Consider the following 20,608-nt stretch of genomic DNA (forward strand, 5'->3'; position numbering starts at 1 on the left):
ACAATAAAAATAGTTTCCTATTTACAATTTATTCATATTATATCACATTTTGAAATGATTCTTAAGGAAAGCATGATAGTTAAAGCAAGCAAGACCTGTATTGCAAAAGCCAGCGTTAGAAAAAGCTGGCTTTAAAAATGTGAAAATTTTTTCTCAACTAGATTGCTTCTGTAACAAAACTACGGCTTTCAAGTACTTTAAGCATAGCATTAGCTGTATCCAAGGCTGTGAAGAGAGGCACTCCGTGTTCAATGGCTGAACGGCGAATCTGCTCACCATCTTCATCAGCAGTTCGTTTTGTTCCAACTGTGTTAATGATAGCTTGAATTCTTCCTTGGCGAACAAAACTTGGGATATCTTTATCGTCATCACCAATCTTACCAACAGGTTGGGCTTGCAATCCATGACTAGCAAAGAAGGCTGCTGTTCCTTCTGTCGCGAGGATTCCATAGCCAATATCTTGGAAACGACGAGCCAAGTCCAAGGCCTCTTCTTTAGCATCATCAGCGATAGTAAAGACAACATTCCCAAAGGTTGGCAAATGAAGATAAGAAGCTTCAAAAGCCTTGTAGAGAGCTTTTTCCAAAGTCGTGTCAGAACCCATAACTTCACCTGTTGACTTCATTTCCGGACCCAGCAAGCTGTCTACTTTCGCTAGCTTGGTAAAAGAGAAGACAGGTGCCTTAATATGAACGCGAGTACTTTCTGGGTAAAGTCCATCTTGGTAACCAAGTTCTTCAAGACTTTGACCAAGAATGAGCTTGGTCGCCACCTGAGCCATCGGGATATTGGTTACTTTTGATAGGAACGGTACAGTACGACTGGCACGTGGATTGACCTCAATAACGTAGACTTTTTCATCCTTAATGACAAACTGAATGTTCATCATACCAAGGCAGTTAAGGCCGATTGCAAGGCGTTTTGTGTAGTCTGCGATGGTTTCTTGAACCTTTTGAGACAAGGTTTGTGGAGGGTAAACAGCCATGGAATCACCTGAGTGGACACCAGCACGTTCGATATGTTCCATGATACCTGGGATGAGGACACTTTGTCCATCTGAGATAGCATCTACTTCACACTCTTGACCGACGATATAAGAGTCAACAAGAACAGGGTGATCTGGACTTGCTTTAACGGCTGTACGCATGTAAGAACGAAGATCATCTTCATTCTCAACGATTTCCATGGCGCGTCCACCCAAGACATAAGAAGGACGAACAAGAACTGGGAAGCCAATCTTACGAGCTGCAAGTACAGCTTCTTCTTCATTGGTGGCTGTTTGTCCAGGTGGCTGTGGAATATCCAAGTCTTTAAGAGCTTGTTCGAAGAGGTCACGGTCTTCGGCACGGTCTAGGTCAGCAACCTGCGTACCAAGGATAGTCACACCTGCTTTTGCTAATGGCTCAGCAAGGTTGATAGCTGTTTGACCACCAAACTGAACGATAACACCTTTTGGTTGCTCCAAATTGATGACATTCATGACATCTTCGAATGTTAATGGTTCAAAGTAAAGTTTATCTGATACAGAGAAGTCGGTTGAAACGGTCTCTGGGTTCGAGTTCATGATAATAGCTTCGTAGCCAGCAGCTTGAATTGCCTTAACAGAGTGAACAGTTGCGTAGTCAAACTCAACCCCTTGACCGATACGGATTGGACCTGAACCTAGAACAAGTACAGATTCCTTATCAGACTTGATTGATTCATTTTCCCAACCATAAGTAGAATAGAAGTATGGAGTTTCTGATTCAAATTCTGCCGCACAAGTATCAACCATCTTGTAAACTGGAACAATCTTATTTTCCAAGCGAAGTTGACGAACTTGGTTAGCTGTAGTATTCCAGAGCTCAGCAATCTTACGATCTGAGAAGCCATTGAGTTTGGCTGTTTTCAAAACTTCTAGATCTTGTGGATGGGCACCTAATTCTTGCTCAATTTCAAAGATGTGCAAGAGTTTATCCAGATAGAAGATATCAATTTTTGTAAGCTCAGCAATTTCCTCTGGTGTGTAACCACGACGAATGGCTTCTGATACATAGAAGAGACGGTCATCTTGGGCTTTGACAACCTTTTCAATCAAGGCATCATCAGAAACATCTGCAAGCTCAGGCATTTCATTGTGATGAACCCCAATTTCAAGGGAGCGACAAGCTTTAAGAAGTGACTCCTCGATGTTACGACCGATAGCCATGACTTCACCAGTGGCCTTCATCTGTGTCCCAAGACGGCGCTCACCTTTTTCAAACTTGTCAAAAGGAAAACGTGGAATCTTAGCAACGACGTAGTCAAGGGCTGGTTCAAACATAGCGTAGGTTGAACCTGTAACTGGGTTGATAACCTCATCTAGAGTCAATCCGACGGCAATCTTAGCTGCCAATTTGGCAATTGGGTAACCAGTTGCCTTAGAAGCAAGCGCTGACGAACGCGATACACGAGGGTTTACTTCGATGACATAGTACTTAAAACTATGTGGGTCAAGGGCAAGCTGAACATTACATCCACCTTCAATCCTAAGGGCACGAATGATGCTCAAGCTAGCGTCGCGTAGCATTTGGTTTTCATAATCTGACATAGTTTGCGCTGGGGCAAATACGATGGAATCCCCTGTATGAATCCCGACTGGGTCAAAGTTTTCCATGTTACATACAACAAGGGCATTGTCAGCCGAGTCACGCATCACTTCGTATTCGATTTCCTTAAAACCAGCAATCGAACGTTCAATCAAACATTGAGTAACAGGTGACAGCTTCAACCCATTTTCAGCGATTTCACGCAATTCTTCCTCGTTGGCACACATACCACCACCAGTACCACCTAGGGTAAAGGCTGGACGGACAATCACTGGGTAGCCAATTGTCGCTGCAAAGGCAACGGCTTCTTCCACAGTGTTAACAATTTCAGATTCTGGAATCGGTTGGTTGAGCTCTTCCATCAATTGTTTAAAGAGGTCACGATCCTCTGCTTGGTCAATAGCAGATAATTTAGTTCCCAGAAGCTCAACTCCAAGCTCATCTAGGATACCATTTTTAGACAATTCCATGGCCATGTTGAGCCCTGTCTGACCACCAAGTGTTGGAAGCAAGGCATCTGGACGTTCTTTACGGAGAATACGCGTCACAAACTCAAGTGTAATCGGTTCGATATAGACCTCGTCAGCAATCTCCTTATCCGTCATGATGGTGGCAGGGTTTGAGTTAACCAAAACAACCTCATAGCCCTCCTCTTTCAAGGACAAGCAAGCCTGGGTGCCAGCATAGTCAAACTCAGCAGCCTGACCAATAATAATCGGACCAGAACCAATCACCATAATTTTTTGAATATCAGTACGTTTAGGCATAGTTTATGATACAAAGCCTGTAAAGAACACAGTGAAAATAGAAAACTCGGTGCAGACGCCTTTAGCATCAAGACGATGTTTATCTTTTTCACACAGTTCTTAGAGCGTGTTCACTTCCGCGAACAATGTATCTTCTCCTTTCTACTCGGCAACTCTCGGGTTGCCATTAAATAAATTCTCCGACGATTTTTTAGAGAAACGATATTTTCGATAAAAAATCTAGTGCAGGGAGTTTTTAGTTCGCCCAGTAGCGACTAAAAGAAACGACCTGCCTTTCTATTCGGCAACTCTCGGGTTGCCATTAAATAAGATACAAAGGACGAATAGAAAGTGATTGAATTTTAGGAAACCAAGGAAGAATTGACAATCCAAGTTGGTTTCTCTAAATTCCGAGCTTTCCGTCCGTGTTCAGTTACATAAATTCTCTGACGAGCTTTTACTCGTTCTTAGTTTGATTGTTTAAAAGCTTCCATCATCTCGATAAACTCGTCAAATAAGTAGCTTGCATCGTGTGGACCAGGGGCTGCATCTGGATGGTATTGAACAGAGAAACCTGGTTGATATCTGTGGCGCACACCTTCCACTGACTTGTCATTGATTTCTTCGTGAGTGATAATCAAGTGTTCTGGCAAATCCTCACGGCTAACTGCATAACCATGGTTCTGACTGGTGAAGTCTACACGTCCTGTAGCAATTTCGCGTACCGCATGGTTGAATCCACGGTGTCCAAATTTCATCTTATAGGTCTTAGCACCATTTGCCATTGCAAAGAGTTGATGCCCCATACAAATACCAAAGATTGGAATTTTCCCTTGCACACCACGAATCATATCCAGTGCCTGTGGAACATCTTCTGGGTTACCTGGACCGTTTGACAACATAACTCCGTCAGGATTGAGATGGAGAATTTCTTCAGCCGTTGTCGAATAAGGAACAACTGTAACGTTACAGTTACGCTTAGAAAGTTCACGTAGAATTGAGTGCTTGAGACCAAAGTCCACTAGCACCACGCTTAAACCAACTCCTGGAGCTGGATATGAAGTTTTAGTAGAAACCTGCTTGATATTGTCTGTCGGCAAGACTGTCGCTTGGAGCTGGTCCGTCACATGGTCCATGCTGTCCCCAACATGGGTCAAGGTTGCACGCATGGTACCATGCTTACGGATAATCTTGGTGAGTGCACGCGTATCAATCCCTGAAATACCAGGAATTTTCTTGGCTTTCAAAAATTCATCCAGCGTCATTTGATTTCGCCAGTTGCTAGCTCGACGCGCTTCTTCAAAAACAACGACTCCCTTACAAGTTGGAATAATGGATTCGTAATCATCACGGTTAATTCCATAATTTCCTACCAAAGGATAAGTAAAGGTCAAGATTTGTCCATTATAAGACTGGTCTGTAATGGATTCTTGGTAGCCAGACATCCCTGTATTAAAAACGATTTCGCCTGTTACATCAATATCTGCTCCGAAGGCCTTTCCTTCAAAAACTGTGCCATCTTCTAATACTAGAAGTCTTTTTGTCATATTTTAACCTCTCGTGGACGCTCACTGGCGTCTTTTAACGTCTTGTGTTTTAGTTGGCGTTTCTACTCGCCAGTACGGATTCTAAGATTGCCATTCGAACAAAGACACCATTGGTCATTTGTTGGACAATCCGTGATTTTGGTGCTTCAACTAAATGATCTGCGATTTCTACATCACGGTTCACTGGAGCCGGATGCATGAGGATTGCTGTTTCTTTTAAACGGTCATAACGTTCTTGAGTTAAACCATGTTGAGTGTGATAGCCTTCTTTTGAAAAGCCTGTTCCACTATTATGACGTTCATGTTGTACACGAAGAAACATCATGACATCTACCTGGTCAATGATTTCATCAATGGTTACAAACTGTCCATAGTCCGCAAACTCTTGACTTCTCCATTCTTCTGGACCAGCAAAGTAGAGTTCTGCTCCCAAACGTTTTAAGATTTGCATATTGGATTTAGCCACACGTGAATGGTCAAGGTCTCCAGCAATGGCCACTTTAAGTCCTTCAAAGTGTCCAAATTCTTCATAAATCGTCATTAAATCAAGCAAACTTTGGCTTGGGTGTTGACCCGAACCATCCCCACCATTGATAATGGAAGTCGTAATAGTAGGACTTGCGATCAACTCTCTATAGTAGTCTACCTCTGGATGTCGGATGACACAGGCATCCACTCCCAAGGCTGACAAGGTCAAAATTGTATCATAGAGTGTTTCACCCTTATTGACTGAACTTGTTTTCACGTCAAAGTCCAATAGGTGAAGTCCTAGTTTAATCTCTGCTACTTCAAAAGATTTGTGAGTACGAGTCGAACTCTCAAAGAAGAGATTAGAGACAATGTGTTGGTCTTCGTAAGAAGCTTTTGCTCCATTTTTAAATTCGATCCCGCGTTTGATCAATTTCATTACTTGTTCTACAGTAAGGTCTTCCATAGAAACTACGTGTTGAATGGCTTGTTGATTTTCTGACATGGCTAACTCCTTTTTGCTATCTAGGCTTCTTCAGTAATAAGAACACGATCTTGTCCATCAAGTTCAGTCATCTCTACGATGATTTCTTCTGAACGACTGGTTGGGATGTTTTTACCAACGTAGTCTGGACGAATTGGTAATTCTCTATGTCCTCGGTCTACTAGAACTGCTAAACTCACGCGCGCAGGACGACCATGGCCAACAATATTATCAATAGCAGCACGGATGGTACGGCCTGTATAGAGCACATCGTCCACCAAGATAACTTCACGGTCTGTCACATCAACAGAAACCAAAGAAGTATCTTCTCCACTTTTAACATCATCACGGAAAGGTTTTGTATCCAATTCCACAACAGGAACTGAAAGATTTTCTAGCTGTTCCAAACGTTCTTGGATTCGGTGGGCGATAAAGACTCCGCGAGTTTTAATACCAGCCAAGACGATTTTGTTCAAATCTTTGTTGCGTTCGATAATCTCATAAGTAATACGCGTAATCGCTCGTTTGACAGTCAATTCATCTACAACTTCTTTTGTCTTCATGACAAACCTCCAAAAAGAAAAGTCTCCTTAAACAAGGAGACTTGAAATGTATAGCTAAGCGAGCCCTACTACAAATAGTATAGACTTCACCCTTCTACTTTATCGCGCTCCTTGCCTGCCTCACGGGACAGGTTTAAAGGAATATTTAGTTATCAATTACTATAGCACAAAGCGAGCCTAAAATCAAGCAAAAACTTTCGATGTTTCATCTTACAAATTGCTAAAATCATATAACTGTGGGTACTGGTCACACTCTGGATTTTTAGGATGACAAATGGCTCTTCCAAAATAAATCATGGCCTGATGGGCAGCTAACCACTGCTCTGGTGGCAAGATATCCATGACACGTTTTTCCACCTCAAGTGGTGTCGCTGATTTTTTAACGATATCGTGGTGTTTGCAAATACGCTCCACATGAGTATCTACTGCAAAGGCTGGAATTCCAAAGCCCACACTCATGACAACATTGGCTGTCTTGCGACCAACACCTGCGAGACTCTCTAATTCCTCACGTGTCTGAGGAACTTGACCATTAAAATCGTTCAGTAACTGTTGGGCACATTTTTTAAGAAATTTAGCCTTATTGCGATACAGTCCCAGGCGAGAAATGTGTGAAGCAATCTCACTCTCTGTCGCCACAGACATGGCTTGTGGCGTTGGAAAGGCGGCAAAGAGACCTGGTGTGGCCTTATTTACCGCTGCATCCGTTGTCTGAGCTGATAACATGACCGCAACCAAGAGTTCAAAATGATTGGTAAAATCAAGACTGGGCTTGGCATCTGGAAACAGAGCAATGATTTCTTCTAGCACCTTTCGTGCGCGTTTTTTTGACAAGACCATTATTCGTCTCCGTCAAATAGTCCTTGTAAGCCAGCAAAAGGACTGTTTTCTTCTTTCTTAACTGCTTGTTGGGCTTGGTATTCTTCCTCAGTCATGATTTGCCAATCATTTCCTGACACAAATCCTTGACCAGCCTCTTCTTCAGCCGTCAAGACCTTGATAGGAATGTTTAGCAGGATATTGTCTGACACGCTCTCAGCAAGGTCCAGTTCTCCATTTTCGATAGGCAGGACCAAATCATCATCTAGAACTTCTTGATCTAACTGGTTGGTTGCCCCTTCCATGAAAACTTCTGTGACTGGATAAGATTCAACTAACTCAACTGGCTCCATACTACGACTTGAAGCAAGGATAATGGTGTAAGACAACTGGTAATCTAGGAAATACATACGGTCTTCGTACTGTACTTTCCCAACTGCAAGGATATCTTTTACATCTAAAATTTCTTGATTGCGTGCACGCAGGTCTGCGGCTAGGTCTAACGTTTGTTCAAAACGCAAGCCTTCAGACTGATTACGAATTTCTTGAATATTGAATTTCATACTTCCTCCATAAAGATTTACTCTTTTCATTATACCATGAAAAGTTTACAAATCAGCACACCAAGCTTTGTAATTAAAATTCGATTTTTGATTTTTAATATTTAGTATGATTCTTTTTGTTTTTTGATGCTATTCTATAAAAAATAATACATTAGAGTAAGTAGGAGGCTCATATGGAAGACAAAGAACTCATTACTAATGCAACCCAACTCCTATCCAAGTTAAATAAAAATTTCCAAAGTTGTAAACAAGGAACACTCGATGATCTTCAACTGCAAGAGCTGCTAAACACTACTATCAAGAGCTCACAAAAGCTGCAAAATTGAACAACAGTATCTTAATTGACCTTGAGAAATTTTACCAACGGACCAGCCTCTTGATTGGACTTGGCACACTTAAACTGAATGAGCAAACTCGTACTGCTTAGCGAAACTATGATGAATTCCATTACGAACATATTAAACACGTATTGACCTTCTATGGACCTATTTTTGGATTTTAGAGCTTGGAATTTCCAGTTTTCTATTGACAAAATATCCTGAAAGGTATAGGATAGAGGTACTAATACTCGGAGGTAAGGGAGACATGAACAACTAAGTCTATCAAATAAATAACCTTTATTTAGTAGATCTTGTTTTTGTCTCTTTTTGTGTACTCTTTTATGCTCTTTTTCTGGCATTTTATACTTAATGAAAATCAAAGAGCAAACTAGGAAGCTAGCCACAGGTTGCTCAAAGTACTGCTTTGAGGTTGTAGATAAGACTGACGAAGTCAGTTACATATATCTACGGTAAGGCGACGCTGACGTGGTTTGAAGAGATTTTCGAAGAGTATTAATAGAGTTTTTATGACATAGACTTTGGCTCTACTAGGTAAAGTAGAGTTTTTTGTTATGCACTATCGACATTCTAGAAAGGGCAATTATATGATAAAAATCAATCACCTGACCATCACACAAAACAAAGATTTGCGAGACCTTGTCTCTGACTTAAACATAACCATCCAGGATGGGGAAAAGGTAGCTATTATTGGAGAGGAAGGAAATGGCAAATCGACCTTGATTAAAACTTTAATGGGGGAAGCTTTGCCTGATTTCACTATAAAGGGAGACATCCAGTCTGACTATCAGTCACTGGCCTATATTCCTCAAAAACTCCCCGAGGACCTGAAAAAGAGAAGTCTACACGACTACTTCTTTTTAGATTCTCTTGATTTAGACTACAGTATCCTCTATCGTTTGGCTGAGGAATTGCATTTTGATAGCGATCGCTTCGCTAGCGACCAAAATATTGGCAGTCTATCAGGGGGCGAAGCTTTGAAAATTCAGCTCATCCATGAGTTAGCTAAACCCTTTGAGATTCTATTTTTAGATGAACCTTCAAATGACCTAGACCTTGAGACGGTTGATTGGCTAAAAGGTCAAATTCACAAGACTCGGCAAACTGTTCTTTTCATCTCCCATGATGAGGACTTTCTGTCTCAAACGGCCGATACTATTGTCCACTTGCGACTAGTCAAGCACCGTAAAGAAGCAGAAACGTTAGTAGAGCATTTAGACTATGATCGCTATAGTGAGCAGAGAAAGGCTAATTTTGCCAGACAAAGCCAGCAAGCTGCTAACGACCAGAGATCCTATGACAAAACCATGGAAAAACATCGGCGAGTCAAGCAAAATGTAGAAACTGCGCTTCGAGCTACCAAAGACAGTACTGCCGGTCGCCTATTGGCCAAAAAAATGAAAACTGTTCTCTCTCAAGAAAAACGCTTTGAAAAGGAAGCTCAGTCCATGACCCAAAAGCCACTTGAAGAGGAAGAAATTAGACTTTTTTTCTCAGATATACAACCATTACCAGCATCTAAAGTCTTAATCCAACTGGAAAAGGAAAGTTTGTCCATTGACGACCGTGTTTTGGCTCAAGAACTACAACTAACGGTCCGTGGGCAAGAAAAAATCGGTATCGTCGGCCCAAATGGTGTTGGAAAATCAACTCTATTAGCCAAGTTACAACAACTTCTGAATGATAAAAAAGAGATTTCCCTTGGTTATATGCCACAAGATTACCACAAAAAACTGCAATTGGATCTATCACCAATAGCCTACCTCAGCAAAACTGGAGAAAAAGAGGAACTTCAGAAAATCCAATCTCATCTAGCTAGTCTCAATTTCAGTTATCCAGAAATGCAGCATCAAATTCGCTCCTTATCTGGCGGACAACAAGGCAAACTCCTGCTTTTGGATTTAGTCTTGCGCAAACCAAACTTTCTCCTGCTGGATGAACCTACACGAAACTTTTCTCCCACTTCTCAACCCCAAATCAGAAAACTCTTTGCCACTTATCCAGGTGGTCTCATCACTGTTTCGCATGACCGTCGTTTCTTAAAAGAGGTCTGTTCAATCATCTATCGCTTAACAGAACATGGTTTGGAGCTAGTTAATTTAGAAGATGTATAAATTTGTGACATAGTAAAAATCCAGAGACAATCTCTGGATCTTTTTTACATCTGTTTTAATCGTTCAATCCGTTCTGAGATAGGTGGGTGGGTATAAAAGAGTTTTTGGAGCCCTCCCCCTTTCTTAGGATCATTGATATAAAGTGCACTGCTGGCATCATCGACAGGACGACTCATCGGTTTACTATTATCCAACTTACGTAGAGCATTAATCATCCCTTGAGGATTACGGGTCAACTCGACACTAGAAGCATCAGCTAGGAATTCCCTCTGACGAGAAATAGCTAGTTGCACCAAGGTTGCAGCGAGAGGTGCTAGCACAATAGCTAGTAGGGAAACCACTAGCATAATGATTTCTAAGCCATTTCCATCTCGGTCATCGTCACTTCGTCTACGACCTGCACCACCCCACCACATCATACGACCTGCCATACTAGAAAGCATGGTAATAGCACTAGCAAGGGCAACAGCAATAGTCGAAATACGGATATCGTAATTACGAATATGACTGACTTCATGTCCCATAACAGCTTCTAGCTCCTCGCGATTCATGATAGCTAATAGACCTGACGTCGCAGCAACTGCAGCATTTTGAGGGTTAGAACCTGTCGCAAAGGCATTTAAGGCTGGATCATCAATGATGAAAACACGAGGCATAGGAATCTGAGCGACCGTAGCCATATCTTCCACTACATGATAGAGGTCTGGTGCCATTTGTTCATCAACCTCACGTGCCCCATTCATGGACATGACAATCTCTGTCGATTGAAAAATCATGGACAAGGCATAGATAAAGCCGATAATCAGCGCGATAACCAAACCACCCAACCCAGACCGCATAAAGAGGTAACCAACCGCATAGCCAACAAGAGCTAAGAGTAGGAAAAATACCAGCAACAAAATCCAGGTTCTTCGCTTATTGCTTGCAATTTGATCAAACAACATCTTAGTCACCTAAACCGCTAAAATCAACTTTAGGAACTACCTTTTCCTCTTCTGGTGTTTGAAGGAAATCTGCTGCTTTAAATCCAAACATTCCAGCGATAATATTGCTTGGGAAAGTTTCTAATTTTACATTGTAGTTGCTGACAACACTGTTGTAGAGTTGACGAGAGTAAGAAATTTTATTTTCTGTGTTTGTCAACTCTTCTTGTAATTTGATAAAGTTAGCGCTAGCTTTCAAATCTGGATAATTTTCTGCCACTGCAAAGATACCAGAAATCTGGCGGGTAAGGGCATCACTGGCCTTCATAGCTTCAGCTGGTGACGTTGCTGCGGCTACTTGTCTACGAAGTTCTGTCACTTTTTCCAAGGTAGAACCTTCATATTTGGCGTAACCTTTTACAGTCTCAATCAAGTTTGGCAAGAGGTCATTTCGACGTTTCAACTGAACATCAATTTGACTCCAAGCCTCCTTTGTTTGCATACGATTCTTAACCAAACCGTTGTAGCTAGCAATCACAAAAATAACAATAAGAGCGATAACTCCAAGAATAATCCAAGTCATTATATAAGTCCTTTCTACTTTTAGATTAGTACCAGTATATCAAATTTTTAATGATTGTGGTAAAATAAGATGATACTAAAGAAGGAAAAAATTATGAAACCAGAAACATTTTACAACTTGCTTGCCGAGCAAAATCTTCCACTTTCGGACCAGCAAAAAGAACAATTTGAACGTTATTTTGAACTCTTGGTCGAGTGGAATGAAAGGATTAATTTAACAGCCATTACGGACAAGGAAGAAGTTTATCTCAAACATTTTTACGATTCGATTGCACCCATTCTGCAAGGCTTGATTCCCAATGAAACTATCAAACTTCTTGATATCGGGGCTGGAGCTGGATTTCCTAGTCTACCGATGAAAATTCTCTATCCTCAGTTAGAGGTGACCATCATTGATTCGCTCAATAAGCGCATCAACTTCCTTCAACTATTGGCTCAAGAACTGGATTTGGACGGTGTTCATTTCTACCATGGGCGTGCTGAAGATTTTGCCCAAGACAAGAACTTCCGTGCTCACTATGATTTTGTAACGGCTCGTGCTGTTGCCCGTATGCAGGTCTTATCTGAATTAACTATTCCCTACCTTAAAGTTGGCGGGAAACTATTGGCACTCAAGGCCAGCAATGCGCCTGAGGAATTATTGGAAGCTAAGAATGCCCTCAATCTTCTCTTTAGTAAGGTTGAAGATAATCTCAGTTACACACTTCCTAATGGAGACCCTCGCTACATTACTATTGTTGAGAAGAAAAAGGAAACTCCAAACAAATATCCACGTAAGGCTGGCATGCCTAACAAACGCCCACTATAGAAAGATTAAATAATCTGCAAATTCACACCTCGCTCTCGCATTTCTGGGCTCGGGAAAAAATGATTTACAAAATCATACCTCGCTCTCCTATTTCAAGGCTCGGGAAAAAATGATTTACAAAATCATACCTCGCTCTCCTATTTCAAGGCTCGGGAAAAAATGATTTACAAAATCATACCTCGCTCTCCTATTTCAAGGCTCGGGAAAAAATGATTTACAAAATCATTTTTTTCTGCTATACTATCACAAGCAAAGGTTTTTAATGTCATCCCGTGAGGTGACGAAGGCGCAGAAATATTTGAAACTCTTTAAAGTCTAGATTTTAGAGAAGTCTTACTCTGAGAGCCTATTGCTGTAAAATAATGGGCTCTTTTTTGATGCCCAAAAGTGAGGTTTATATGAAACAAGAATCAACTGTTGATTTGCTTTTAGACGTTGACCAACGTCCTTCAGCTGGAAAAGGGATCCTTCTCAGCTTCCAACACGTGTTCGCCATGTTTGGTGCTACTATCTTGGTACCTTTGATCTTGGGAATGCCTGTATCTGTTGCCCTTTTTGCATCAGGTGTAGGAACACTCATTTATATGGTTTGTACTGGCTTTAAAGTTCCAGTTTATCTGGGTTCTTCTTTTGCCTTTATCACAGCTATGTCACTTGCCATGAAAGAAATAGGTGGCGATGTATCTGCCGCTCAAACTGGGGTTATTCTTACAGGTTTAATCTACGTTCTTGTTTCAACTAGCATCCGCTTTGCTGGTACAAAATGGATTGACAAACTTTTACCACCAATCGTTATCGGTCCTATGATTATCGTAATTGGTCTTGGACTTGCAGGTTCAGCTGTTACCAATGCTGGTCTTGTAGCTGATGGAAATTGGAAAAATGCTCTTGTAGCAGTTGTTACTTTCTTAATTGCTGCCTTTATCAACACAAAAGGAAAAGGATTCCTACGAATCATTCCATTCCTCTTTGCCATTATCGGTGGTTACCTCTTTGCCCTAGCACTTGGATTGGTTGATTTCACTCCTGTTCTTGAAGCAAACTGGTTTGAAATCCCTGGTTTCTACCTGCCATTCAACACAGGTGGTGCCTTCAAACAATACGACCTTTACTTCGGTCCAGAAACGATTGCTATCTTGCCAATCGCTATCGTAACCATTTCAGAACACATCGGAGACCATACTGTTTTGGGCCAAATCTGTGGTCGTCAATTCTTGAAAGAACCAGGTCTTCACCGTACTCTTCTTGGTGACGGTATAGCAACTTCTGTTTCTGCCTTCCTTGGTGGACCAGCCAATACAACTTACGGAGAAAATACAGGAGTTATCGGTATGACTCGTATCGCTTCTGTCTCAGTTATCCGTAATGCTGCCTTTATTGCAATTGCCCTTAGCTTCCTTGGTAAATTCACTGCCTTGATTTCAACTATTCCAAACGCTGTACTTGGTGGTATGTCAATCCTTCTCTATGGAGTTATCGCCAGCAACGGTTTGAAAGTCTTGATCAAAGAACGTGTTGACTTCGGTCAAATGCGTAACCTAATCATCGCAAGTGCTATGTTGGTCCTTGGACTTGGAGGAGCTATCCTTAAACTTGGTCCAGTTACACTTTCAGGTACTGCCCTATCAGCCATGACAGGTATCGTCTTGAACTTGATCTTACCATACGAAAATAAAGATTAAAAGTCTAAACACATCAAAAAACGAGCATTTCCAATCACGGAAGTGCTCATTTTTCTTCTTTCTAAAAAAGGAAAGCCCTGCGGCCTTCCTTTGTCTTACTTACGTTTCTTCTTTGCTTTTTTCATTTTGTTTGCCATGCGTTTCATGGACTGTTTCATGGCAAATTCACCGATTTTACCTTTTAGTCCACCACCAAACATCTGGTTCATATCTGGCATTCCTGCTCCTCCAAGAGCTGACAAGTCAGGCATACCACCTTGTCCCATCATTCCTTCAAGGGCAGACATATCCATTCCTCCCATATTTGGCATATTTTTAGGAAGGTTGTTTGGATTAATTCCCATCTGCTTCATCATCTTGTTCATATCTCCAGACATAACACCCTGCATGAGTTGTTTAGCCTGGTTAAAGTCCTTGATAAATTTATTAACTTCGACAAAGGTATTTCCAGAACCAGCAGCGATACGACGGCGACGGCTCGGATTTAACAAATCTGGATTTTCACGTTCTTCAGGTGTCATGGAAGACACAATGGCACGTTTGCGAGCAATCTGTCGCTCATCCACCTTCATGTTTTGAAGGGCTGGGTTGTTGGCCATACCTGGAATCATTTTGAGCAAGTCTTCCATTGGCCCCATGTTTTGCACCTGATCCAGCTGATCAATGAAATCATTGAAATCAAAGGTGTTTTCACGCATCTTCTCAGCCATTTCAAGGGCTTTTTGCTCATCGTATTCCTGAGAAGCTTTCTCAATCAAAGTGAGCATATCCCCCATGCCAAGGATACGGCTAGACATACGGTCTGGGTGGAAGGTCTCAATGTCCGTAATCTTTTCACCTGTACCAGTGAACTTGATTGGTTTTCCAGTAATGTGACGAACAGATAGAGCAGCACCACCACGAGTGTCCCCATCAATCTTGGTAAGGATAACCCCAGTTACTTCTAACTGAGCATTAAACTCACGCGCAACATTGGCCGCTTCTTGACCAATCATGGCATCAACGACGAGCAGAATTTCGTTTGGTTGAGCGAGTGCTTTCACGTCACGAAGCTCATTCATCAGAAGCTCATCAATCTGCAAACGACCTGCCGTATCAATCAAGACATAGTCATTATGATTAGCTTGGGCTTGTTCCAAACCTTGACGAACAATCTCCACAGCTGGAACCTCTGTCCCAAGAGCGAAAACCGGCACATCAATCTGTTGCCCCAAGGTTTTAAGCTGATCAATGGCAGCAGGACGGTAAATATCCGCCGCAATCATCAAAGGACGGGCATTTTCTTCTTTCTTTAGTTTATTGGCCAATTTACCAGCAAAGGTTGTTTTACCAGCCCCTTGCAAACCGACCATCATGATGATTGTAGGAATCTTAGGTGACTTGATAATCTCTGCCGTATCAGAACCCAAAACAGCTGTCAATTCCTCATCAACGATTTTAATAATCTGTTGCGCAGGATTAAGGGTATCAATAACTTCATGTCCGACTGCACGTTCACGAACCTTCTTGATAAAGTCCTTTACAACAGGCAAAGCAACGTCGGCTTCAAGCAAGGCCAAGCGAATTTCTTTGGTTGCCTCTTGGACATCAGATTCAGAGATTTTTCCTTTTTTACGTAGATTTTTAAAGACGTTCTGTAAACGTTCTGTTAAACTTTCAAATGCCATTTTTCTTCCTCTTATTCTCTATTATCAATGCTTGTCAAAATTTCTATCTGCTCCTGCAGAAAAGTATCCTCTGGATAGCGCTCCAAAATCTGGTCAAAAATCTGACTGCGGACAATGTAGTCCGAGTACATGTGCAATTTCATCTCATAATCTTCCAGAATCTTTTCTGTCCGCTTGATATTATCATAGACAGCCTGACGACTGACACCAAACTCCTCGGCAATCTCAGCGAGGCTGTAATCATCAGCGTAGTAGAGCTCTATATAATTCATTTGCTTATCTGTCAAAAGCGCCGCATAAAATTCAAAGAGCGCATTCATACGATTGGTTTTTTCGATTTCCATAACTTTTATTATACCAAAAAATAGCCTAATCTACCACACTAGGGAGCCAATCCAAGAAGATAGCTAGCTAAATTTGAAAAAGACAAGAGACTAGCCCCAAGTAATTTCCAATTGATAGCTGGCAAAGGGATGTCCTTCTTGATTTTGTAGTTGATAATCTAGTTCAATCTTTTGCCCATCAACTTGATAATGAGTCGTTTGGATGATAAACTCCTGCATGCCCATAGGTGTGGGAATATAGGCTAAACTATCACTATCCTTTAAAAAGCGCATAATGGTCTTGGGATTGGAAAATCGGCTCATCACCAGTTCTTTTCCATGAAATTTTATAACCACTTTTTCCTTTTCCTCATTAAAGAAAAGCAGGTAGCTATAATCTCCTTTTTCATGCACTTCTACATCATAAAGCTGGTCAATCACTTCCAACTGCTCATCAAACTGAATCGTATTTCTCATCCGAATCTTCACATCAAGTCCTCTTTCTTGTCTCTTGTCCTACTATTTTACCAAAAAGAGCAGGATTTTGCTATAATGGTCATATGAACGAAAAAGTATTCCGTGACCCAGTTCACAACTACATCCATGTTAATAATCAAATCATCTATGACTTGATCAATACAAAAGAATTTCAGCGTTTGCGTCGAATCAAGCAACTTGGGACTTCCAGTTATACCTTCCACGGTGGCGAGCACAGCCGCTTCTCTCACTGCTTGGGGGTCTATGAGATTGCTCGTCGTATCACGGAGATTTTTGAAGAAAAATATCCTGAAGAATGGGATCCTGCCGAGTCTCTCTTGACCATGACTGCTGCACTCCTTCATGACCTTGGACATGGTGCCTACTCCCATACTTTTGAACATCTCTTTGATACAGATCATGAAGCCATCACTCAGGAGATTATCCAAAGTCCTGAAACGGAGATTCACCAAGTCCTGCTACAAGTGGCGCCAGACTTTCCAAAAAAGGTTGCCAGTGTCATAGAACATACCTACCCTAACAAGCAGGTCGTGCAACTCATTTCTAGTCAGATTGATGCAGACCGCATGGACTATCTCTTGCGTGACTCCTATTTTACAGGAGCATCCTATGGAGAATTTGACCTGACTCGCATCCTCCGAGTCATTCGTCCTGTCGCAAATGGTATCTCCTTTCAGCGCAATGGCATGCATGCTATCGAAGACTACGTCCTCAGTCGCTACCAGATGTACATGCAGGTTTATTTCCACCCAGCAACACGCGCCATGGAAGTTCTCCTACAGAATCTCCTCAAGCGCGCTAAGGAACTCTATCCTGAAGACAAGGACTTCTTTGCACGAACTTCTCCACATCTCCTGCCTTTCTTTGGAAAAAATGTAACCTTATCTGACTATCTGGCTCTGGATGATGGTGTGATGAATACCTACTTCCAGCTCTGGATGACCAGTCCTGACAAGATTCTCGCAGACTTGTCGCAACGCTTTGTCAACCGCAAGGTCTTTAAATCCATTACCTTTTCACAAGAGGACCAAGATCAACTTGCTAGCATGAGAAAATTGGTTGAGGACATCGGCTTTGATCCCGACTACTATACTGCCATTCATAAGAACTTTGACCTCCCTTATGATATCTATCGTCCCGAATCTGAAAATCCACGGACACAGATTGAGATTTTACAAAAAAATGGTCAACTAGCCGAACTCTCTAGCCTGTCTCCTATCGTCCAATCCCTTGCTGGCAGCCGCCACGGAGATAATCGCTTTTATTTTCCGAAAGAAATGTTGGATCAAAACAGCATCTTTGCTAGCATTACCCAGCAATTTTTACACTTGATTGAGAATGATCATTTTACCCCAAATAAGAAATAATAGAGGAAATTTATGAGTATTAAACTAATCGCCGTCGATATTGACGGAACCCTAGTCAACAGCCAAAAGGAAATCACTTCTGAAGTCTTTTCTGCTATCCAAGATGCCAAAGAAGCTGGTGTCAAAGTCGTGATTGCAACAGGCCGCCCTATCGCAGGTGTTGCCAAACTTCTGGACGACTTGCAGTTGAGAGACGAGGGTGACTATGTTGTGACCTTTAATGGTGCCCTTGTCCAAGAAACTGCTACAGGCCATGAGATTATCAGCGAATCCTTGACCTATGAGGATTATCTGGATATGGAATTCCTCAGCCGCAAGCTCGGTGTCCACATGCACGCTATTACAAAGGACGGCATCTACACAGCTAATCGCAATATCGGAAAATACACAGTGCACGAATCAACCCTCGTCAGCATGCCTATCTTCTACCGCACACCTGAAGAAATGGCGGGCAAGGAAATTGTCAAGTGTATGTTCATCGATGAACCAGAAATTCTCGATGCTGCCATTGAAAAGATACCAGCCGAATTTTACGAGCGCTACTCTATCAACAAATCCGCTCCTTTCTACCTCGAACTCCTTAAAAAGAATGTAGATAAGGGTTCAGCTATTACCCACCTAGCTGAAAAACTCGGATTGACCAAAGATGAAACCATGGCTATCGGTGACGAAGAAAATGACCGTGCCATGCTGGAAGTCGTTGGCAACCCAGTCGTCATGGAAAATGGAAATCCAGAAATCAAAAAAATCGCCAAATACATCACTAAATCTAATGATAAATCTGGCGTTGCCCATGCCATCCGTACATGGGTACTGTAAAATAATTTGAATATAGAAAAAGCACTCCATAAGTTAGAGATAATGTACTGCCCCCAAAAGTTAGACAGAAAAAATCTTACTTTTGGGGGCAGTTTAATATTCAGTATTTTTGGTTTCTAGTTCTATCCCCTCAATAATTATTAAATCTGAATTAGGTAGTACATTATGTAAAACCTTTTTCAATTTTTTATTTTACTACGAATTAATATTATTTTTCAAGTGATAATTGATCCACTAATCTTCCTTTATAAATGTTGCAGTTCTTTTCTTAGTTAGCTTTTTTTCATAACTCTTTATAAGAATAACCAATAAACTACTTAGTAATCCCAAAATAACTAGACTTAATCTCGGGTTTAAAAGCCAATTAAAATAAGCGGCCAATATCCCTCCAAAAGGAGCAAAAATGGTAGCTATTACAAAAGAACTCGAAAGTATCTTTCCGATATTATACACAGTACTTTCTTGCTGCTGTATTGTTGTAATCGAAACAGAAGCTATTGTAATTAATCCGCTCAAAATTGAATAACAAATTCCAAAAAATATCCAATTTTCTACTATTCCACTCGCCATAATGACAAGTGGGATGGTTGCCATTGATATATTCATCAATATAAAAGCATCCTTCTTATTCAAAAAAGTAGAAAGAAAGGTTACTGCTATCAAACTTCCAAATCCAGCAATTGAGTAAACAATCCCAACAAGACTATTTGATAATTTTAATTGATCCTGTAAATAATAAATAATCGTTGCATTGAATCCTAGCATAGCGATATTCACAACAATAGTAAAGAGTAAAGAAATCCTCAACTTAATATTTGTAAAGTTCTCTTTAAAACCTACAAAAATTTCTTTTATATCATCATTACCATTCTCCTTGTGTTCTTGATCTGGAATATATGAAATTAGTATTGAAAGAAATAATAACAAGAAAGAAGCACTATTAATAAAAAAAATGCTATTAATATTAAACTTTAACATTAGTACCCCTGCTATAGCTGGAGAAATTAATTTTGAAATAGTTCGGACACCTTGAAACTGAGAATTATATTTTTGCAATTCTTCCTTCTCAAATAAGGCAGGAGTAATGACTGAGAATCCTGTTTGAAAAAGTGTCGAAAATAAAGGTATCAAAAATGCAATAACATAGTAAAAAAATATAGAAACTGAATATTTAGATAATATCGGTATTACACTACATAATAATGCCGGTATTAATGTAGACCATAATAGTATTTTTTTCTTATTGAAATTATCTAATAAGTAACCCATAACAAATCCCAAGAAGAATTGAGGTAGCAATTCAATAATCACCATTCCTCCCATTGCAAAAGACGAATGAAATTCTTGGTAAATTAAGATTGGAAAAGCAATTTTCTGAAATCTATCTCCAATATTTGATATAAATTCACCAAAAGTTATTGTATAAAACGTTTTCTTGTTAATATCCAAAATGTCCCTTCTTTCTAGTTAAACCACGATGAATATCACTTTTTATTAAATCGGTAAGACTTATTCCAAACCTCTTTGCAAGAGTTGGTACCGCACTATTTTCACTTAAACCATACATAGTTACTAACTCAATGAAATATACATCCTCGCCAGATACTCTAAAATCAAGATAACAAGTACCATCTATTTCATAATAATCCAAAATAAGTGTTTAGTTATAACTAAACACTTACCTGTACAGGTAAGATTCAACCTCCGACTATAATGATAATATCCATAAT

The 20,608-nt window shown here is 40.7% G+C and carries 18 protein-coding genes and 1 pseudogene; 6 read left to right on the plus strand and 13 right to left on the minus strand.

The window, feature by feature from the left end; genetic code table 11:
* Positions 1-157: 157 nt before the first annotated feature.
* From carB to UKS_RS06155, 6 genes are all read right to left on the minus strand, one after another.
* On the minus strand, positions 158-3,334 hold the full coding sequence (gene carB, locus UKS_RS06130) for a carbamoyl-phosphate synthase large subunit (RefSeq protein ID WP_156012212.1): 3,177 nt from the start codon (positions 3,332-3,334) through the stop codon (positions 158-160).
* A gap of 446 nt (positions 3,335-3,780) precedes the next feature.
* The gene (locus tag UKS_RS06135; protein WP_156012213.1) at positions 3,781-4,860 is read right to left on the minus strand and encodes a carbamoyl phosphate synthase small subunit; all 1,080 of its coding nucleotides are present in this window, start codon (positions 4,858-4,860) and stop codon (positions 3,781-3,783) included.
* Positions 4,861-4,909: 49 nt separating this feature from the next.
* Complete coding sequence (locus tag UKS_RS06140; protein ID WP_156012214.1) at positions 4,910-5,833, minus strand: aspartate carbamoyltransferase catalytic subunit; 924 nt, start codon at positions 5,831-5,833, stop codon at positions 4,910-4,912.
* A gap of 20 nt (positions 5,834-5,853) precedes the next feature.
* A complete protein-coding gene (gene pyrR, locus UKS_RS06145) occupies positions 5,854-6,375 on the minus strand; it encodes a bifunctional pyr operon transcriptional regulator/uracil phosphoribosyltransferase PyrR (RefSeq protein WP_033676960.1) in 522 nt (173 codons plus the stop codon).
* A 210-nt stretch (positions 6,376-6,585) separates the two neighbouring features.
* Positions 6,586-7,215 (minus strand): endonuclease III, encoded by a 630-nt coding sequence (gene nth, locus UKS_RS06150; RefSeq protein WP_156012215.1) that lies wholly within the window; start codon positions 7,213-7,215, stop codon positions 6,586-6,588.
* On the minus strand, positions 7,215-7,757 hold the full coding sequence (locus tag UKS_RS06155; RefSeq protein ID WP_156012216.1) for a YceD family protein: 543 nt from the start codon (positions 7,755-7,757) through the stop codon (positions 7,215-7,217). The genes nth and UKS_RS06155 overlap by 1 nt, the downstream gene beginning before the upstream one ends.
* A 173-nt stretch (positions 7,758-7,930) precedes the next feature.
* On the opposite strand from UKS_RS06155, the pseudogene UKS_RS06160 reads away from it, so the two are divergent.
* Both UKS_RS06160 and UKS_RS06165 read left to right on the plus strand, forming a co-directional pair.
* Positions 7,931-8,259, plus strand: a pseudogene (locus UKS_RS06160) (helicase BlpT).
* Between the two features lie 390 nt (positions 8,260-8,649).
* The gene (locus UKS_RS06165) at positions 8,650-10,209 is read left to right on the plus strand and encodes an ATP-binding cassette domain-containing protein (protein ID WP_156012217.1); all 1,560 of its coding nucleotides are present in this window, start codon (positions 8,650-8,652) and stop codon (positions 10,207-10,209) included.
* 44 nt (positions 10,210-10,253) lie between these two features.
* Here UKS_RS06165 and htpX read toward each other — a convergent pair whose 3' ends face one another.
* Positions 10,254-11,153, minus strand: a complete 900-nt coding sequence (gene htpX / locus UKS_RS06170; protein ID WP_156012218.1) for a zinc metalloprotease HtpX — start codon at positions 11,151-11,153, stop codon at positions 10,254-10,256.
* 1 nt (position 11,154) lies between these two features.
* On the minus strand, positions 11,155-11,715 hold the full coding sequence (locus UKS_RS06175) for a LemA family protein (protein ID WP_156012219.1): 561 nt from the start codon (positions 11,713-11,715) through the stop codon (positions 11,155-11,157).
* Positions 11,716-11,808: 93 nt separating this feature from the next.
* Here UKS_RS06175 and rsmG point away from each other — a divergent pair, with 93 nt between their 5' ends.
* Positions 11,809-12,522, plus strand: coding sequence for a 16S rRNA (guanine(527)-N(7))-methyltransferase RsmG (gene rsmG, locus UKS_RS06180; RefSeq protein WP_156012220.1), 714 nt, complete (start codon positions 11,809-11,811; stop codon positions 12,520-12,522).
* 398 nt (positions 12,523-12,920) lie between these two features.
* Complete coding sequence (locus UKS_RS06185; RefSeq protein ID WP_173020467.1) at positions 12,921-14,204, plus strand: uracil-xanthine permease family protein; 1,284 nt, start codon at positions 12,921-12,923, stop codon at positions 14,202-14,204.
* 95 nt (positions 14,205-14,299) lie between these two features.
* On the opposite strand, the gene ffh is transcribed toward UKS_RS06185, so the two are convergent.
* The 3 genes from ffh to UKS_RS06200 all read right to left on the minus strand — a co-directional run bounded on the left by ffh (position 14,300) and on the right by UKS_RS06200 (position 16,683).
* Positions 14,300-15,871: a signal recognition particle protein gene (ffh, locus tag UKS_RS06190; protein ID WP_117305267.1), complete on the minus strand. Its 1,572-nt coding sequence runs from the start codon at positions 15,869-15,871 to the stop codon at positions 14,300-14,302.
* 11 nt (positions 15,872-15,882) lie between these two features.
* Positions 15,883-16,215, minus strand: coding sequence for a putative DNA-binding protein (locus UKS_RS06195; RefSeq protein ID WP_000402065.1), 333 nt, complete (start codon positions 16,213-16,215; stop codon positions 15,883-15,885).
* 90 nt (positions 16,216-16,305) lie between these two features.
* Entirely contained in the window at positions 16,306-16,683 is a 378-nt protein-coding gene (locus UKS_RS06200) for a DUF1934 domain-containing protein (RefSeq protein WP_156012222.1), read from the minus strand.
* A gap of 71 nt (positions 16,684-16,754) precedes the next feature.
* On the opposite strand from UKS_RS06200, the gene UKS_RS06205 reads away from it, so the two are divergent.
* A complete protein-coding gene (locus tag UKS_RS06205; protein ID WP_156012223.1) occupies positions 16,755-18,059 on the plus strand; it encodes an HD domain-containing protein in 1,305 nt (434 codons plus the stop codon).
* A 12-nt stretch (positions 18,060-18,071) separates the two neighbouring features.
* On the plus strand, positions 18,072-18,878 hold the full coding sequence (yidA, locus tag UKS_RS06210; protein WP_156012224.1) for a sugar-phosphatase: 807 nt from the start codon (positions 18,072-18,074) through the stop codon (positions 18,876-18,878).
* A gap of 234 nt (positions 18,879-19,112) precedes the next feature.
* On the opposite strand, the gene UKS_RS06215 is transcribed toward yidA, so the two are convergent.
* Entirely contained in the window at positions 19,113-20,327 is a 1,215-nt protein-coding gene (locus UKS_RS06215; protein ID WP_125452218.1) for an MFS transporter, read from the minus strand.
* Positions 20,317-20,529 carry a hypothetical protein gene (locus UKS_RS06220; RefSeq protein WP_000386863.1) on the minus strand — a complete coding sequence of 71 codons (213 nt, stop codon included), beginning with the start codon at positions 20,527-20,529 and terminating at the stop codon, positions 20,317-20,319. The genes UKS_RS06215 and UKS_RS06220 overlap by 11 nt, the downstream gene beginning before the upstream one ends.
* Positions 20,530-20,608 lie beyond the last annotated feature (79 nt).

Origin of the sequence: Streptococcus sp. 116-D4 (assembly GCF_009731465.1) — a bacterium.
Classification (GTDB): Bacteria; Bacillota; Bacilli; order Lactobacillales; family Streptococcaceae; genus Streptococcus; species Streptococcus pseudopneumoniae_E.

Coding starts and splice junctions, on each gene's coding strand:
- carB (WP_156012212.1), bottom strand. CDS start 3,334: ATGCCTAAACGTACTGATATTCAAAAAATTATGGTGATTGGTTCTGGT.
- UKS_RS06135 (WP_156012213.1), bottom strand. CDS start 4,860: ATGACAAAAAGACTTCTAGTATTAGAAGATGGCACAGTTTTTGAAGGA.
- UKS_RS06140 (WP_156012214.1), bottom strand. CDS start 5,833: ATGTCAGAAAATCAACAAGCCATTCAACACGTAGTTTCTATGGAAGAC.
- pyrR (WP_033676960.1), bottom strand. CDS start 6,375: ATGAAGACAAAAGAAGTTGTAGATGAATTGACTGTCAAACGAGCGATT.
- nth (WP_156012215.1), bottom strand. CDS start 7,215: ATGGTCTTGTCAAAAAAACGCGCACGAAAGGTGCTAGAAGAAATCATT.
- UKS_RS06155 (WP_156012216.1), bottom strand. CDS start 7,757: ATGAAATTCAATATTCAAGAAATTCGTAATCAGTCTGAAGGCTTGCGT.
- UKS_RS06165 (WP_156012217.1), top strand. CDS start 8,650: ATGCACTATCGACATTCTAGAAAGGGCAATTATATGATAAAAATCAAT.
- htpX (WP_156012218.1), bottom strand. CDS start 11,153: ATGTTGTTTGATCAAATTGCAAGCAATAAGCGAAGAACCTGGATTTTG.
- UKS_RS06175 (WP_156012219.1), bottom strand. CDS start 11,715: ATGACTTGGATTATTCTTGGAGTTATCGCTCTTATTGTTATTTTTGTG.
- rsmG (WP_156012220.1), top strand. CDS start 11,809: ATGAAACCAGAAACATTTTACAACTTGCTTGCCGAGCAAAATCTTCCA.
- UKS_RS06185 (WP_173020467.1), top strand. CDS start 12,921: ATGAAACAAGAATCAACTGTTGATTTGCTTTTAGACGTTGACCAACGT.
- ffh (WP_117305267.1), bottom strand. CDS start 15,871: ATGGCATTTGAAAGTTTAACAGAACGTTTACAGAACGTCTTTAAAAAT.
- UKS_RS06195 (WP_000402065.1), bottom strand. CDS start 16,215: ATGGAAATCGAAAAAACCAATCGTATGAATGCGCTCTTTGAATTTTAT.
- UKS_RS06205 (WP_156012223.1), top strand. CDS start 16,755: ATGAACGAAAAAGTATTCCGTGACCCAGTTCACAACTACATCCATGTT.
- yidA (WP_156012224.1), top strand. CDS start 18,072: ATGAGTATTAAACTAATCGCCGTCGATATTGACGGAACCCTAGTCAAC.